11 protein-coding genes are annotated in these 13,556 nt (G+C 60.3%); 4 read left to right on the plus strand and 7 right to left on the minus strand.

What is annotated here, in order from left to right; all coding sequences use genetic code 11:
- Nucleotides 1-1,518, minus strand: a complete 1,518-nt coding sequence (locus tag IWX62_RS14760; protein ID WP_196842175.1) for a proton-conducting transporter transmembrane domain-containing protein — start codon at nucleotides 1,516-1,518, stop codon at nucleotides 1-3.
- Nucleotides 1,519-1,639: 121 nt separating this feature from the next.
- Between IWX62_RS14760 and IWX62_RS14765 the strand changes: the two genes are divergently transcribed.
- Together IWX62_RS14765 and fdxA are read left to right on the plus strand one after the other, a co-directional pair.
- Nucleotides 1,640-1,828, plus strand: coding sequence for a winged helix-turn-helix domain-containing protein (locus IWX62_RS14765; RefSeq protein WP_196842176.1), 189 nt, complete (start codon nucleotides 1,640-1,642; stop codon nucleotides 1,826-1,828).
- A gap of 95 nt (nucleotides 1,829-1,923) precedes the next feature.
- On the plus strand, nucleotides 1,924-2,247 hold the full coding sequence (gene fdxA, locus IWX62_RS14770) for a ferredoxin (protein ID WP_196842177.1): 324 nt from the start codon (nucleotides 1,924-1,926) through the stop codon (nucleotides 2,245-2,247).
- Between the two features lie 7 nt (nucleotides 2,248-2,254).
- Here the strand turns inward: fdxA and IWX62_RS14775 are convergent, their stop codons facing one another.
- Nucleotides 2,255-2,467 carry a ferrous iron transport protein A gene (locus tag IWX62_RS14775; RefSeq protein WP_196842178.1) on the minus strand — a complete coding sequence of 71 codons (213 nt, stop codon included), beginning with the start codon at nucleotides 2,465-2,467 and terminating at the stop codon, nucleotides 2,255-2,257.
- Nucleotides 2,468-2,909: 442 nt separating this feature from the next.
- On the opposite strand from IWX62_RS14775, the gene IWX62_RS14780 reads away from it, so the two are divergent.
- Nucleotides 2,910-3,221, plus strand: coding sequence for a helix-turn-helix transcriptional regulator (locus IWX62_RS14780; RefSeq protein ID WP_196842179.1), 312 nt, complete (start codon nucleotides 2,910-2,912; stop codon nucleotides 3,219-3,221).
- A gap of 292 nt (nucleotides 3,222-3,513) precedes the next feature.
- Complete coding sequence (locus tag IWX62_RS14785) at nucleotides 3,514-4,299, plus strand: DUF6671 family protein (protein WP_333483453.1); 786 nt, start codon at nucleotides 3,514-3,516, stop codon at nucleotides 4,297-4,299.
- A 315-nt stretch (nucleotides 4,300-4,614) separates the two neighbouring features.
- On the opposite strand, the gene IWX62_RS14790 is transcribed toward IWX62_RS14785, so the two are convergent.
- From IWX62_RS14790 to IWX62_RS14810, 5 genes are all read right to left on the minus strand, one after another.
- Nucleotides 4,615-6,351, minus strand: coding sequence for an amidase (locus IWX62_RS14790; RefSeq protein ID WP_196842180.1), 1,737 nt, complete (start codon nucleotides 6,349-6,351; stop codon nucleotides 4,615-4,617).
- Nucleotides 6,351-7,382: an agmatine deiminase family protein gene (locus IWX62_RS14795; RefSeq protein ID WP_196842216.1), complete on the minus strand. Its 1,032-nt coding sequence runs from the start codon at nucleotides 7,380-7,382 to the stop codon at nucleotides 6,351-6,353. The genes IWX62_RS14790 and IWX62_RS14795 overlap by 1 nt, the downstream gene beginning before the upstream one ends.
- A gap of 330 nt (nucleotides 7,383-7,712) precedes the next feature.
- Nucleotides 7,713-9,263 (minus strand): APC family permease, encoded by a 1,551-nt coding sequence (locus IWX62_RS14800; protein WP_196842181.1) that lies wholly within the window; start codon nucleotides 9,261-9,263, stop codon nucleotides 7,713-7,715.
- Nucleotides 9,264-9,461: 198 nt separating this feature from the next.
- Nucleotides 9,462-10,856 carry a flavin monoamine oxidase family protein gene (locus IWX62_RS14805; RefSeq protein ID WP_196842182.1) on the minus strand — a complete coding sequence of 465 codons (1,395 nt, stop codon included), beginning with the start codon at nucleotides 10,854-10,856 and terminating at the stop codon, nucleotides 9,462-9,464.
- Between the two features lie 849 nt (nucleotides 10,857-11,705).
- Nucleotides 11,706-13,196, minus strand: a complete 1,491-nt coding sequence (locus IWX62_RS14810) for a putative bifunctional diguanylate cyclase/phosphodiesterase (RefSeq protein ID WP_196842183.1) — start codon at nucleotides 13,194-13,196, stop codon at nucleotides 11,706-11,708.
- Between the last annotated feature and the right edge of the window lie 360 nt (nucleotides 13,197-13,556).

Below are 13,556 nucleotides of genomic sequence, written 5' to 3' on the forward strand. Positions count from 1 at the left end.
TCAGGTTCCTTTCAGCGAGTGGGTTTTGGGTGTTCCTGCCGCGAGACTGCGGGTATAGAGGACCTCATGCAGGACGTTTCGGCGGTCGGAGTAATTGGCCACCCACTGGATGGCGATCAGCAACACCGCTGGCAGGAGCACCCACCATGGCGAGACGGCAGCAGTGACCAGTATTTCGCCCAGGAGGTTATCGACTGCTGCGACGGAAGCCGTGTAGGCAAGGGCAAGTAGGGCGATGCCGAAGATACTGACAACGCCGGTTGCGACGGACAGCCGCGACAGCAGGGTCGCACCCAACGTCACTGAGCCCGTGAGGACTACGAAGGCAAGCAGTGCCACGCTCGACGCGGAAACATCCCTGGCCAACAGCGCCAACGACCCGACCACCGCGCTGAACGGAATAAAAGCCGCCAGAACCATCACAATCCACAGGTGCTTTGGTGGCACCGGCTGGCGTTCGGGCCAGGCGCGCCGCACCTGGTCACGGTTCACCCCGGTGCTCGCTGACAGGAACAATGCGGACTTATACAGCCCATGGGCAACGAGGTGAAATACCGCTGCCGCGAAGGCGCCCAAGCCGCAGGCCATGACCATGAAACCCATCTGCGCCATCGTCGAAAACACGAGGCGCCCCTTCACATCGGGCTTGACCAACCGCACCACCGATGCATAAACCACGGTCGCAGCACCGGCGGCGAAAACCACTGCCATGACAACCGCCGATCCGGCGACGGCTGGCGAGAACCGGATGAGCAGAATCGCCCCGGCGTTGACCACTCCGGCGTGGAGCAGCGCCGACACCGGCGTCGGAGCCGCAAGTGTGGAAGGAAGCCATCCGTGGAAAGGAATCTGACTCGAACGTGCGAGTGCCGGCACGATCAGCAGTAGCCCGATGACGACGCCGAGCGGGACGGGCACCTCCTCGACCGCGCGACCGACGTCGGACAGGGCGAGATCGGCACCGCCGATACTGATCAGGATCAGCGCGGCTGCGAGCAGACATGCATCACCGAGGACGAACCGCCGAAGGGTGCGTTGGACGCCGTCACGCGCTTGCCGGTCGTGGGAGTACATGTTCAGAACCAGCACTAGGCTGATACCGGCCGCGACCCACCCCACCACGAACATCACCACGCTACTCGCGCATACCAAGACGATCGTAGAAGCTGTCAGCAGGTTGGCGACGCCGACGAACCAGCCCTGTCGGGCGTCGCCGCGCAGATACCTTACCGCGAATGACTGGGTGACGGTGCTCAGTCCCAGCACCATCACTATCATCACGATAGCCAGGGCGTCCAAGGTCAACGCGAACGCTCCATGACCCAGGGAGACGGCCTGCGCCTCGCTCACGGCGACGTCGATGGCGAGCCCCACCGCCGCAATGAAACCAATCCCGCTAATACTGGCCGCACCCATCGCAGCGTCGCCCCGGAGTCCCCTCGCGGTTGCCCCGAAGCCCGCTGCACACCACGGGGCGACCAACGCCGCCACAGCAAGCGCACTCGCATCCGCACTCATAACCCTCCTCATCAAGCTGTCTACCGACATACAATACACGAACTGTAGAGCGCGTAATTTATGGCGTGATACTGATAGGACGAAAGGGAAGACTTGGTACCCGATCCCGTCAAGGGATGTCATGTTCGTTCTCACGAATCATGCCCGTGTGCTGTTGTGCCTCTCGGCGAACCCCAGAGCACGACTGCGGGACATCGCCGAGATCATGGGGATGGCCGAGCGTGCCGAACAACGGATCGTCGCCGAACTCGAAGTAGCTGGTTACCTCGACCAAGAGGGGTGGCGTGCCGTCGCAACGTCTACCGCTTGAATGCCCCGGTGCGAGAGCACAAAAGTGGTCACCTGATCTGACCTCCGGCTGTAGTAGGCTTTGGGCCTGCCCTGCATGAAGGGAGTCCTGCAGCTGTGACGTATGTTATAGCTCTTCCCTGCGTAGACGTAAAGGATCGGGCCTGTATCGAAGAATGCCCGGTCGACTGCATCTACGAGGGTGACCGGATGCTCTACATCCACCCGGATGAGTGCGTTGATTGCAATGCCTGTGTGCCCGTGTGTCCGGTCGAGGCGATTTACTACGAAGATGATGTGCCGGTGCAGTGGGCCGACTATTACAAGGCCAATGTCGAGTTCTTCGACGACATCGGCTCCCCCGGAGGGGCCGCCAAGATGGGCACATTTGCCAAGGATCACCCCCTGATCGCCGCACTGCCGCCGCAGACGATCGTCTAAATTATCCCTAATCGAACGTGCGGGAGCGCGGCGGTGGGGGGACCTCCTTCACAGCGATAACATCGCCGAGGAGGACGGTGACCGGCCCGCACCTAGTCTCGGTAACGCATTGCATATCGTCAATCTCGCGCAGGTAGCCGAGCGCATCGATGAAGCCGCCCTCGATGCGCGAACGAACGACGAACCGGGTGCCGGCCGGAAAGTCGACGAGTAAGTTCACTAGGCCACCGGTTTGTGATCCTTACGGAAAATGCCGTACAAGTATTCCCCCACCGCGTCACGCGGGATCAGGGTCGTAGGCGCGGCTCGCGCCGGCGGTGAAAACCCTTTTCGGCCAGGCACGCCTTGGTCGATTGTGGTGTTCATCGTGGCAGAGACCGAAATTCCCCAGGGGACCCTCTACAGAAACCCCGAACTGCGGACGCTGATCCGGCAACACCGACCCCGTGGTGCTCAACGCAGCAGCACAACACATTGCCGAGCAGAGAAAGAAGGATGACGGGATCAAGCACTCAGCGCGCCTTGCTTCGTTGGAGACGGCGGCCTTCGCTCAAGGATCATGACCAACGCTTCTGGCTGCAGAAGCAGACAGAGCAGATAAATACCTGCCGGTTGGAGCAGGTATTGTGTAGCGCGTTTTTCTGGTCGTCTATAATGGGGCTGTGGCTGACTGGACCTTTCTTACTAATCACACGCACGTGCTGATGTGCGTTGCGAACGACCCCGGGATGCGTTTTCGCGACATCGCGGTAGCGGTGGGTATTACCGAACGTGCCGCCCAGCGCATCGTGGCCGAACTTGTCGCAGCCGGTTATCTAAAGCGTCAACGCGATGGGCGGCGTAATCGTTATCAGCTCTACCCGGAATTGCCACTACGACACCCCTTGGAAAGCCACCACCAAATTGGCGAGCTTCTTGAAGTGCTCGAAGCCAACCCACATTCCGGGGTACCAACCCACCATCACATCGGCTAGTTAAGCGGGGCCCGGATATGAACGGTGTCTGGCCCAACGCGACCACTATTAGTGAAACGGTCAAGCAGTGGTTTCGTGGTTCTCTCCGACTCGTACACCCCGTCCCTGTGGTAGCCGCCGGCCGCCCCTGGAAGTTCACGATGTTCGAATACTCCATCACGCTAGACCTCGCTACTGCCTCACCCGGGAAGGGAAGTAAATCGTCATAGTCACCGAAACCGGCGGTTCGGACGCACCCTCCGTCTATTCCGGCGAGCGAATTTCCCTCCTCACCCAGCACGGCAAGGAACGCGTGATTGCGCCTGAGCTGGGGCGCGCGCTCGACTGCAGGGTCGAACACATTGTAGGTTACGACACGGACTCGCTCGGTACTTTTACCCGCGACGTCTCCCGCATTGGGACACAGCTCGAGGCCGCACGCAACAAAGCGCGCATAGGCATCGAATTGTCGGGGTTGCCGCTGGGTCTCGCCAGTGAAGGTTCGTTTGGCCACGACCCGTATGTTGGGTTGTTCTCCTGGAACGTCGAACTCCTAGTCTTGATCGACGGCGAGCGCGATCTGGAGGTGGTCGGCATCGCCCAGGGCAATACAAATTTTTCCCATCTTCTGGCGGCGGACTGGGCAACAGCCGAAGCTTTTGCCCGTCAATCAAGATTCCCCGAGCATCATCTGGTGCTACGCCCGGAAGGCGAGCATGACCCGCGCATCCGCAAAGGAATCGCCACCTGGCTGGAGCTGGAAGTCACTTTCACCCGGATGCTGGAGCAATCCGCAAACACTATGGTGCTTCTCGAGACCGACATGCGCGCCCACACCAATCCGACACGCATGGAAAATATCCGCCTCGCCGCCAAAGACCTCGCACAGAAGTTACGCTCCCTATGTCCAGCCTGCGGCACCCCAGGATTCTGGAAGACAGAACGGGTAGAAGGACTGCCGTGCAGAGCCTGCGGCGCCCCCACGGGCGAGACCCGCGCGGAAATCCATGGATGTCTCAGATGCATACATCGTATTACCAACGACCTGACAGGCCTTCAATACGCCGACCCGGGTTGTTGTGAGTGTTGCAACCCTTGACCCTGCCTCGACCCTCGACGTGCTTTCCCGGAATCGTCGCGGAAACCCGTGCCTCGCCTTCCTCGGCCATCGCTTCTTCCCCGTCGGCCTGCACGTCCGCGAACGTATCCACCGCTGCGCTGGGTTCGGTGCTTGCGTGGTCGGTGATGATAGTTCAACGTCACAGAGCGTGTAGCCTCATCGCGCCATGCAATCTTCATCCCGACGAGTGTAGGCCAATCCCGGAAATGGGTGTCGGGCCGCTGGCAGCCTCGGTCTTCACGCACTAACTCCAGAACCTTCTGACCGCCACCGATCAGCTGTATCTGCTTCCTGCTATCGCTCGGGCTTTCTGGTCAGAGGCGGAGTGGATGTTGGTGCTATTCGTCGTGGTTCTCCCGCTGCTTCAAATGCAGCGGCGAGACGGAGTAGATCGGCGTCGCTGTATGCAGGGCCAGCAAAGGTGAGTCCGATGGGCATCTGCATGTCCGCCGTGATGCCCATCGGTACTGTGACTGTGGGTATACCGAGGTGGCGGGGGACGAGGTTGCCGTTGGAGACCCACACGCCGTTGCGCCAAGCGATGTCTGCTGATGCGCTGTTGGTGTCGCTGTCGGCTGGCCCGATGTCCGCCGCTGCTGGGAAGATCACGGCGTCGAGTCCGTGGTTCTTCATCCATTCCTCGAGGTCGAGTCGTCGTGTTTCGTTTAGGCCGCGGAGGCCTTCCTCGAGGTGGGGAATGTCAGTCACCTCCGGTGCTCCATGCTGGCGGATACGCGCGGGGTATTCAGCGATGTCATCGCTAAACCCGCTATAGCGATCTGGGAGTGCTTGACTGTTGATGGGGAAAATCTGGTGTTCGTCGACGTCGGTCAGTGAGTCGAGCTTGGAGTCTCCGTTGACTCTGAGGAAGTCATGCCAAGCCCACGCTGAGAGGTCGACAATTTCGCTGCGCAAATACTCGTTGCTGACGAGGCCCCTTGTTCTGATCGTTGGTGCGCCTGGCCGATCTCCTTCGTAGTTGGAGACGACGGGAAAGTCGACTTCGATGACTTCCGCGCCAGCGCTTTCAAGGGCGGCTCGTGCCGCGGTCCACAGATCGAGGATAGAGGCGCGGGTGATGATGCGCTGTCCGGTTGGGCCGCCGATACCCGGTAAGGGTGCGGCGCCAGCGTCCTGGTCCTGGTTGATGTACATGCGGGGCACGCCGAAGCGCTTCCCAGCGAGGTATTGGTGCGCTTCATCCGGATTGCGTGGGGCCAGGGACATGTACGAGCTTGGGCGGAGCGTCGACGCTGGCGGGATGGGAATCCAGGGTTGCACGCGCCAGAAGTCCCCACGAGTATCTGTGTCATCAGCGACGATAACGTCGAGGACTTCCAGCATGTCCGCCATACTGCGGGTGTGGGGAACGACGACGTCCATGGTAGGAACGAGTGGCCAATTGCCGCGGACTGAGATGATGCCCCAGGACGGCGTGTACGCGCATAGGCCATTGTTGGACGCCGGTGCGCGGCCTGATGACCAGGTTTCCTCGGCGACTCCGAAGGCGGCGAAGCTCGCCGCTGTTGCCGTTCCGGAGCCGTTGGATGATCCGGAGGCGAAGGCAGCGGTGAGGTAGTCGGCGTTGTAGGGGCTTTCTGCACGCCCGTACACGCCACGTTGCATTCCGCCGTTAGCCATGGGTGGCATATTGGTGAGACCGATGAGTACCGCGCCACCAGCGCGGAGGCGTTCGATGGTGAAGGCGTCCTGGTGCGCGATGAGGTCCTTGAAGGCAGGGGAACCGGCGGCGACGGTGAGTCCTTTGACCTTATAACTGTCCTTGGCCGTATAGGGAATTCCATCTAGGGGTCCCAGAATCCCGCCTTGGGCCCGGCGTGTATCGGAGGCGCGCGCCTCACCGAGGGCGGAGGGATTCATGACGACGACGGAGTTCAGACATATTCCATCGTGGTCGTACGCCGCGATGCGTTCCAGATATGCGACAACGAGGTCCTCGCTGGTGGTCCTACCGGTGATGAGAGCGTCCCGGAGGTCATGGATGGTCGCTTCGACGACATCGAACGGCATCAGTGCACCGTGCTTCCGGGGCGAGGAGCAGGCTGCTGCTGGGTAATGCAGTGGATCCCACCGCCGAAGGCGAAGATGTGTCGGGCGTCGACGAGCTCGATGGTCCTGCCCGGGTACGCTTCGGCGAGGATGTTGGCTGCGACGGCGTCGTTCGGATCGTCGAACGCGCAGACGACGACGACGTCATTGGCCACGTAATGGTTGATGTAGGACCAGTCAACGAAATCATCACCCTCACGAATTGTCGTGGGTGCCGGGACGTCGACGATGACGAGCTGGTTCCCGTCGGCGTCTACTGCTGACTCGAGCGTGGACCTCAGAAGACGGGTCACGTCGTAGTCCGGGTGGTCCGGATTGTCCTGGCGGTGCAACAGGACAGTTCCGGCTGCGGTGAAGGCGGCGACGATGTCGACGTGGCCGCGGGTGCCGAACTCTGTGTAGTCGCGGGTAAGACCGCGAGGGAGCCAGATCGCCGTCCGGGTACCAAGGCGGGCGTGAATCTCGGCTTCCACCGTCTCTTTGGTTACAGCAGGATTCCGGCCAGGATCGAGCTGCACGGTTTCGGTCAGCAGGACGGCGCCCCTGCCATCGACATGGAAGCCACCACCTTCGTTGACAAGAAAGCTGCGCGTAACCGGAATTTCAGCGAGGTCGGCGACCTTTTGGCCTACTTTTTCGTCCTTGCCCCATTCGGCCCAGTCCTGCGCGCCCCATCCATTGAAGATCCAGTCCACCGCTTCGACGGATCCGTCCCGACGGTGAGTAAAGGTGGGGCCTGAATCGCGAAGCCATGCGTCGTCGAGGGGAACCGACTCAACGGTAATTCTTGGGCCCAGCATTTCCTGCGCACCTGCGGCGTCAGCGGGGTCGGCCAAGACAGTGACCGGTTCATACCGGGCGATGATCTGGGCGACCTTGATCCATGCCTGCCGGGCATAAATGAGGGTGTTGCTGCCGGGAGACCCAAAGGTGTCATTCGAGGGCGGGTAGGCCATCCACGTGCGATCGTGAGTTGCCCATTCAGCGGGCATCTTGGCGCCGTCCGAGGCTTCGATGATAGGGACGACCTCATCTCGAGGGACTGACTGATATGTGGTTTTTGCGGAGGTCACAATGTTCTACCTTTCACGTTGTCTGAGATATGCGCGCGGAGTACATCCTCCGCTGGGTCTAGTCGGTTTCCCGTCCTGAGCAGTATTCGCACCGGGAAGCGCAAATTCATTTTTCGGAATGCTCTGTTCTTTCGTTGTGGAGGCTGGTCGAGTTGGACTGAGTACGCTCGCGCGGATAGCTGTCATCAGGTGAAGCCCTTCCTCCTGGCAAGCGCCGACAGCGGCCGGATACACCGGCAGCTCGCGATGTTATTCCGGGATGACGAGGGCCGAGGAGTCCTCGGTGAGGGTTTGGCCCTTGAAGAACTCCGGCGTACGGGCGCGGATGATGAGCATCACGAGGACTCCAGCGAGCAGGATGCCGATGCCGATGACGAAGACGAGTCCCACGCCTAACACTTCCGAGCCGCTGCCGAAGGCGGGGTCCCAGCTGTCGATTGCGGTCTGTAGGAAAACGACGAAGAGACCCAGGCCGCCGAGAAGTGGCGCCAGGAACCGGAAGAGGACGTTCCGTGTGCTGGTAAACAAGGTCCCGCGGAAGTACCAGACGCAGGCGAGGGCGGTAAGGCCGTAGTAGAAGCAGATCATCAGGCCGAGTGCCTGGATAGTGTCGTTGAGGACGTTTTCACTAATGAGGCGCATGAGAACGTAGAAGCTGGCGGAGAGGACGCCGGCGAACAGGGTTGCGTAGATCGGGGAGTTGGTGCGGGGGTTCACAGACGCGAATTTGGTCGGCAGAGCCTTGTAATAGCCCATCGCCAGCAAGGTTCGGGCAGGCGAGACGAAGGTCGACTGCAGTGAAGCGCCGCAACTCGAGAGGACCGCTAGCGAGAGAAGGATCGCGAAAGGTCCCATGATGGGGGCGGCGAGGGATGTGAAAACGTTCTCGGAGTTCTCGGGATTGTTTAGGCCGATGCCGGTGTCGCCGGTCCCTGCAAACATAATGGTAGCGATGGAGCCGAGCAGGTAGATAGCAAGGATCACTGCTGCAGCGGTTGTCGCGGCGAGGCCTGAGGTTCGGCGCCCGTTGGTAGCTTCCTCACTGACGGTCAGACACACGTCCCAGCCCCAGAAGGCAAAGATGGACAGGGACAGGCCCGCCGCGAAGGCGGAGAAGCTTTCGATGCCGAAGGGGTTGAACCATTCCCAGCTGAAGGCCAGTCCCGAGGCATTGCCTGCGGCCATCCGCCCAAATGCCTGGACGGTGTAAAGACCAAGAACGAACAGCTGGAAGCCGACCAGAATGTACTGAACGGTCTTCGTCGTGCGGATACCCCTGCAGGAGACCCAGACGGCAGCGGCCATGAAGACCAAGCAGGTGACGATGTTGATCACGGTGTTCGTTGTGAGATCGGCGATGGCATCATTGCCCGTGACCTGGCTGAGGAAAAGGTAGAAGAAGTCGACGGCTACCCCTGCGAGGTTGGACAAGACGATGATGTTCGCGGCCAGGAGGCCCCATCCGCCCATCCACCCGATGAACGGACCAAAGGCCTTCGTGACCCAGGTGAAGGTAGTCCCGCTATCGGGGACGTCTGCGTTGAGTTCCTTGTAAGCCAGAGCGACGAGGAACATGGGGATGAAGCCGACGATAAAGATCGCGGGGAGGTACACACCGATTTCGGCGACAGTCAGACCGAGGGTGCTTGTGAGGACGTAGGCCGGGGCGATAGTCGAGATGCCGATGATGACGATGGCAAGGAGGCCAAGCTGACCTCGGGCCAGTCCCTTGGGCGACAGGGCCGGGCCATCCTGGGACATGCGTGTGGCACTGGTGGCTCTGCTGACTGATTTGTGCATGGGGTCGCCTGTTCGTGCTTGGGGTGGGCGTCGTCTTTGACGGCCCACCGTGCGGATTTAGGTAGCGGAATGCGGTGCTGTGTGAATGCGGGGAGATCCACGCGATAGAAATCGATTTCCAGGACTGTGGAACCTGAGGTGGTGTGCTCTCTCCCCGCCAAAGGCGCGCTGGTCGCTGCTGACGGGGATGCTGATAAGTCAGTTTGGTGCGCTGACCTTCTGTGACTGAAGTGCCTTTACGATGTGGTTAGCGGTCTGCTGGCCCATACGGATGGCACCGTCAACATGTTGGTATCCCTCCGCAGCAAGGTCGGAACTAGCCCAATAGATCGGACCGACAGGCGTTAGCTGGTGTCGTGCGTAGCGGTGCAGGCCGCCAAGATCGTAGCTGGCTGCGTACGCGCCCCGGGTCCATTCCTCGGAGGCCCAGTCCGACTCGTAGTAGACCTCCGGGCTCAGCGCCTGAGGGCCGAAGAACTCGGCGATGGATTCGAGGATGCAACGGCGTCGCTCCTCTGGTTCGAGGTCGAACATGGCGTCTGCCTTCTCATCCGAAATAAACCCGACGAGCGTCCCACGGGGATCGTTGTGGTTCGTGTTGTCGTAGACCTCCTGCACGATCGAGCCGGCGCTAAACCCGGTTCCGTTCAGGCCGTGATCGCGCCAGAAGGGGGTTGGGTAGACGGCGTGGACTTTGATGACTAGGCCCAAGGATTGGTGCTGGTGCATTTGGTGCTGGCGACGTGGGAGCGGGGGCTCGTACGAGATCCGTGAGTAGAGGTTCGGAGGGACAGCGACGATGGCATACCGGGCGGTTACGGTGACTCCGTTGGCGATCGCCTGTACCTGCGTGGTGCCGTCCGGCGTTGGTGGGTAGCGCAGGGTGAGAACAGGGCTGTTCAGGATGACGGAGTCCCCGAGGTCGGCGGCCATCAGCTCGGAAACAGACTGCATTCCACCAATGACGCGCTTATCGAGAATGAAGTCTTCATCGACGAGATGGGAGAACGATCCTGCGGAAGAAGCCATGAGGACAGCCTGCAAGGCTGAAAAGGCGTGGGCGGGCTTGGTAAGCATGCCGCCGGCGATGAACAGGCCGATGTTGTTGCAGGCCTCCTCATCCTTGGACTGTTCGCGGAGCCAATGGTGGAACGAGATGGTGTCCAATTCGCTTGCCTGTGAGTGGTCCCAAGGAGCCGCCGGATCCATCCGGCTGGCCAGTTCATCGAGGAATTCAATCAGTCGCGCCATCTCGGACTGCGTTTCCGGTAGTGCGGGGAACATGTCGCCGGTGTAGCGGGTAACCTCGCCTCGCGAGCCGATGTAAATCGATTCACCCTCGCGGTAGCGCGGATATGTCTGCAGGCCAAGCTCATCAAGGAGCGCGATCAGGGCGGTCTGATCGGGGGACACCCACTGCCCGCCCACCTCCAGCATGGCCCCTTCGATGATGTCGGTATGCGTTCTGCCGCCAACCCGGTCGCGGGCCTCGAGCACGGTCACCGTGTGTCCCGCCCTCTGAAGTTGACGGGCTGCCATGAGACCGCAAGGACCAGCCCCGACGATGACAACATCACTGTCGATAGTCAGCATGATGACCTTTCAAAGATGACCGACGCCACAAAATGAATGGCGTTCATTAATTTTGAACCACTGTAGAGGACGTGGCAGATGCTGCACAACCCATGGCCCCCAACTCAGCGAGGAAACCATCGAATAGCCATCAACGCAGGGCTGGGCGGCCAACTAGTCGCGTACCGACCCGCGAGCTCATCACGCGGGCCACCCTTGAGTTGCTGGAGTCTGCGGGCTACGACCAATTCACGATGGTGACTCACGCTCGAGGTCGCCCCATCTGCCCTATACAACCACTGCGGAGCCAGGAAAAAGGTGCTTCCTTGGGTGCAGGACAACCTGATGGGGCTCGTGGATGCCAGTGCTTTCGGTCGCGGCGCATGGGGCAAAGGGCTTCGTAAGCGGCGTGGTCCTCCTCTGACGTTTTTGCTCTCCACACGCCGGTGACAGCAGTCATGCCTGTCAGGGATGCGCCGGACACGCTCCAGATGTATGAGCAGGATTGGGTGCGGCTTGATTGCAGGTGGCTGAGGAGGGCTTGCTCACGATTTTCGACCTTGGCCTCGGCGGTGAGCACCAACCGAGCGGCGAACGCGGGCCACGGGCAAGCTCACGAGATTCAAATTTCGGTCCTGTCAGGCGGATGGGCGCCCATCTCTGACTCGGCGCGTCAGTGGTAGTGGTCCTGGAAAGACAGGGCTATTACAACCTTTGATATCGCTTTGCTTCATGAGTGCGGTTCGAGCCTACAGACGCTGAAGAACGCGCACGATGTGCTCGCCAGGGGCAGGGACCGGGTTCATGAAAAGGCTGGCAGATGATCTGCGAGCCGAGTTCCACAATATGACAGGATTGTCGCGCTCAGCGCTACTGATTGATCAGATGATGTTCGCTCAGACGCACATTGTCGGGCCGAGGGACGAACCACGGTTCGAGGTCCTCGGCCGACATGGGGCGGGTATAGAAGTAGCCCTGGGCAAGGTCGCAGCCTAGTGCCATTAGCGTGTGAAGCTGGTCCGGTGTTTCAACCCCTTCGGCGACGGCGATCAGGTTTGTGGCTTGTGCGAGCTGGATGCAGGAAGCTACTATTGCGCGGTCCTTGCTGTCGGTAGTGAGTCCTGCGATGAAGGATCGGTCGATTTTCAGCTCGTGGATCGGGAAACGCTTGAGATAGGTAAGGCTGGAATGGCCGGTGCCGAAATCGTCGATTGACAGACGCACGCCCAGTGAATTGAGGATTTGAAGGGTCCGCAACGCCGCAACGGGATCTTCGGTGAGTGCCGTTTCTGTGATCTCCAATGTGAGGAGTCCTGGATCCACGTTATGGCAGAAGAGCGTCTCCGTGACCATTTCCTCCAGACGAGGATCGTTGAGCTGGATGGCCGAGATATTAATTGACATTCGAACCGGCGGCCGGTCCGGCGCTGACCGGTGCCACTCAGCCTGCTGTGCAACAGCTGCATCGATAACCCAGGCACCAAGCGGCAGGATCAGTCCTGATTCTTCAGCAAAGTCGATGAAGGCTGCCGGTGCCAGCAGGCCCCTGTCGGGGTGATCCCAGCGCACGAGAGCCTCGAATCCGTTCATCTGGCCGCTGCTAAGGTCAATCTGAGGCTGGTAGAAAAGGCGAAACTCCCTATCCTCGATGGCCCGGCGCAGTTCGCCACGTCGGTTGAATTCTCCGTCGTCGGGATCGTCGTACTCCACTTCACATCGGTTGCGGCCGCGCTTCTTTGCCTGGTGGAGGGCTGCAGCCGCCCTGCCGACAAGCCGGTCAGGGGTCTCGTTTTCGCTGACCATCGCTACGCCAATACTGACGGTGATTTCAATCGTGGAATTACCAACAACCATCGGAGCGCTGAGCACTGAGAGCAGTTCCGTAGCCGACGATTGTGCCTCGGCTGCACTGGCAAAATCATCCACAACAGCGAATTCGACCCCGGACAAGCGAGCGACGACGGCGGCGGGCCGCACTGCTGCACCGAGCCTCTGTGCCACGATGCTGAGAGTCTCGTCTCCGGCAGCAATCCCCAGGCCCACATTGATAGACCTGAAGTGGTCCAGGTCCAGAATCAGGATCCCTCGGTTCCGCTTCCACGCAGCTCTCTCCGCAAGGAGAACCCGAAGTTCCGCGATAAACCCAGCCCTATTGAACAGGCCCGTGAGCGAGTCATGGGTCATCAGATGGTCAAAGCTTGCGCGTGCCGTTTCAGGATCGGCCGCCTGCTCAATGGCATAGCGACGAACTTCCGCCAGCGCATGCTCATAAGACGAATAGCTGGGGTCGGCCACCGGATCAGGATGAATCCGCGCGGCAGGTACTTCGTTTACTGATTCGTTCGACACTGGATCGAGCATTGAGGCGATTCGCTTTCCTGGTGTTGCGAGAGAAATTCTAGGTTCCCAAGGACCGGGGTACACAGGCCACCAGGATGCTGAGGTCCAGGGCCATACTGCCACCAGCCGCTAGGCGGATTCGGGTGCGAGTCTATGGGCCAGCTGAATGGAGCCGGTCGACGGCCGTAGAACAAAACCATGCGTGGTAACTTTCGATAGAAGCGGTGGAAGAAAACACGGCCTGTGTCGAAGCGTCCGATTTGCCAGATAATCGTTATTCTTCACAATTTCCGATCCCATTTTTATGCTAAACCCGATACTGATACAAAGCCGCCTTACTGAGACGATCTTGCGGTAATCCTGCGCGGCAACCGCTCCTCC

The sequence above is a fragment of the Arthrobacter sp. CAN_A1 genome (assembly GCF_015751665.1).
Lineage (GTDB): Bacteria > Actinomycetota > Actinomycetes > Actinomycetales > Micrococcaceae > Arthrobacter_D.

Bases quoted from the DNA above. Each gene is read 5' to 3' on its own strand.
- IWX62_RS14760 (WP_196842175.1), bottom strand. From the start codon at position 1,518: ATGAGTGCGGATGCGAGTGCGCTTGCTGTGGCGGCGTTGGTCGCCCCG.
- IWX62_RS14765 (WP_196842176.1), top strand. From the start codon at position 1,640: ATGTTCGTTCTCACGAATCATGCCCGTGTGCTGTTGTGCCTCTCGGCG.
- IWX62_RS14790 (WP_196842180.1), bottom strand. From the start codon at position 6,351: ATGCCGTTCGATGTCGTCGAAGCGACCATCCATGACCTCCGGGACGCT.
- IWX62_RS14795 (WP_196842216.1), bottom strand. From the start codon at position 7,382: ATGCCCGCTGAATGGGCAACTCACGATCGCACGTGGATGGCCTACCCG.
- IWX62_RS14800 (WP_196842181.1), bottom strand. From the start codon at position 9,263: ATGCACAAATCAGTCAGCAGAGCCACCAGTGCCACACGCATGTCCCAG.
- IWX62_RS14805 (WP_196842182.1), bottom strand. From the start codon at position 10,856: ATGCTGACTATCGACAGTGATGTTGTCATCGTCGGGGCTGGTCCTTGC.
- IWX62_RS14810 (WP_196842183.1), bottom strand. From the start codon at position 13,196: ATGCTCGATCCAGTGTCGAACGAATCAGTAAACGAAGTACCTGCCGCG.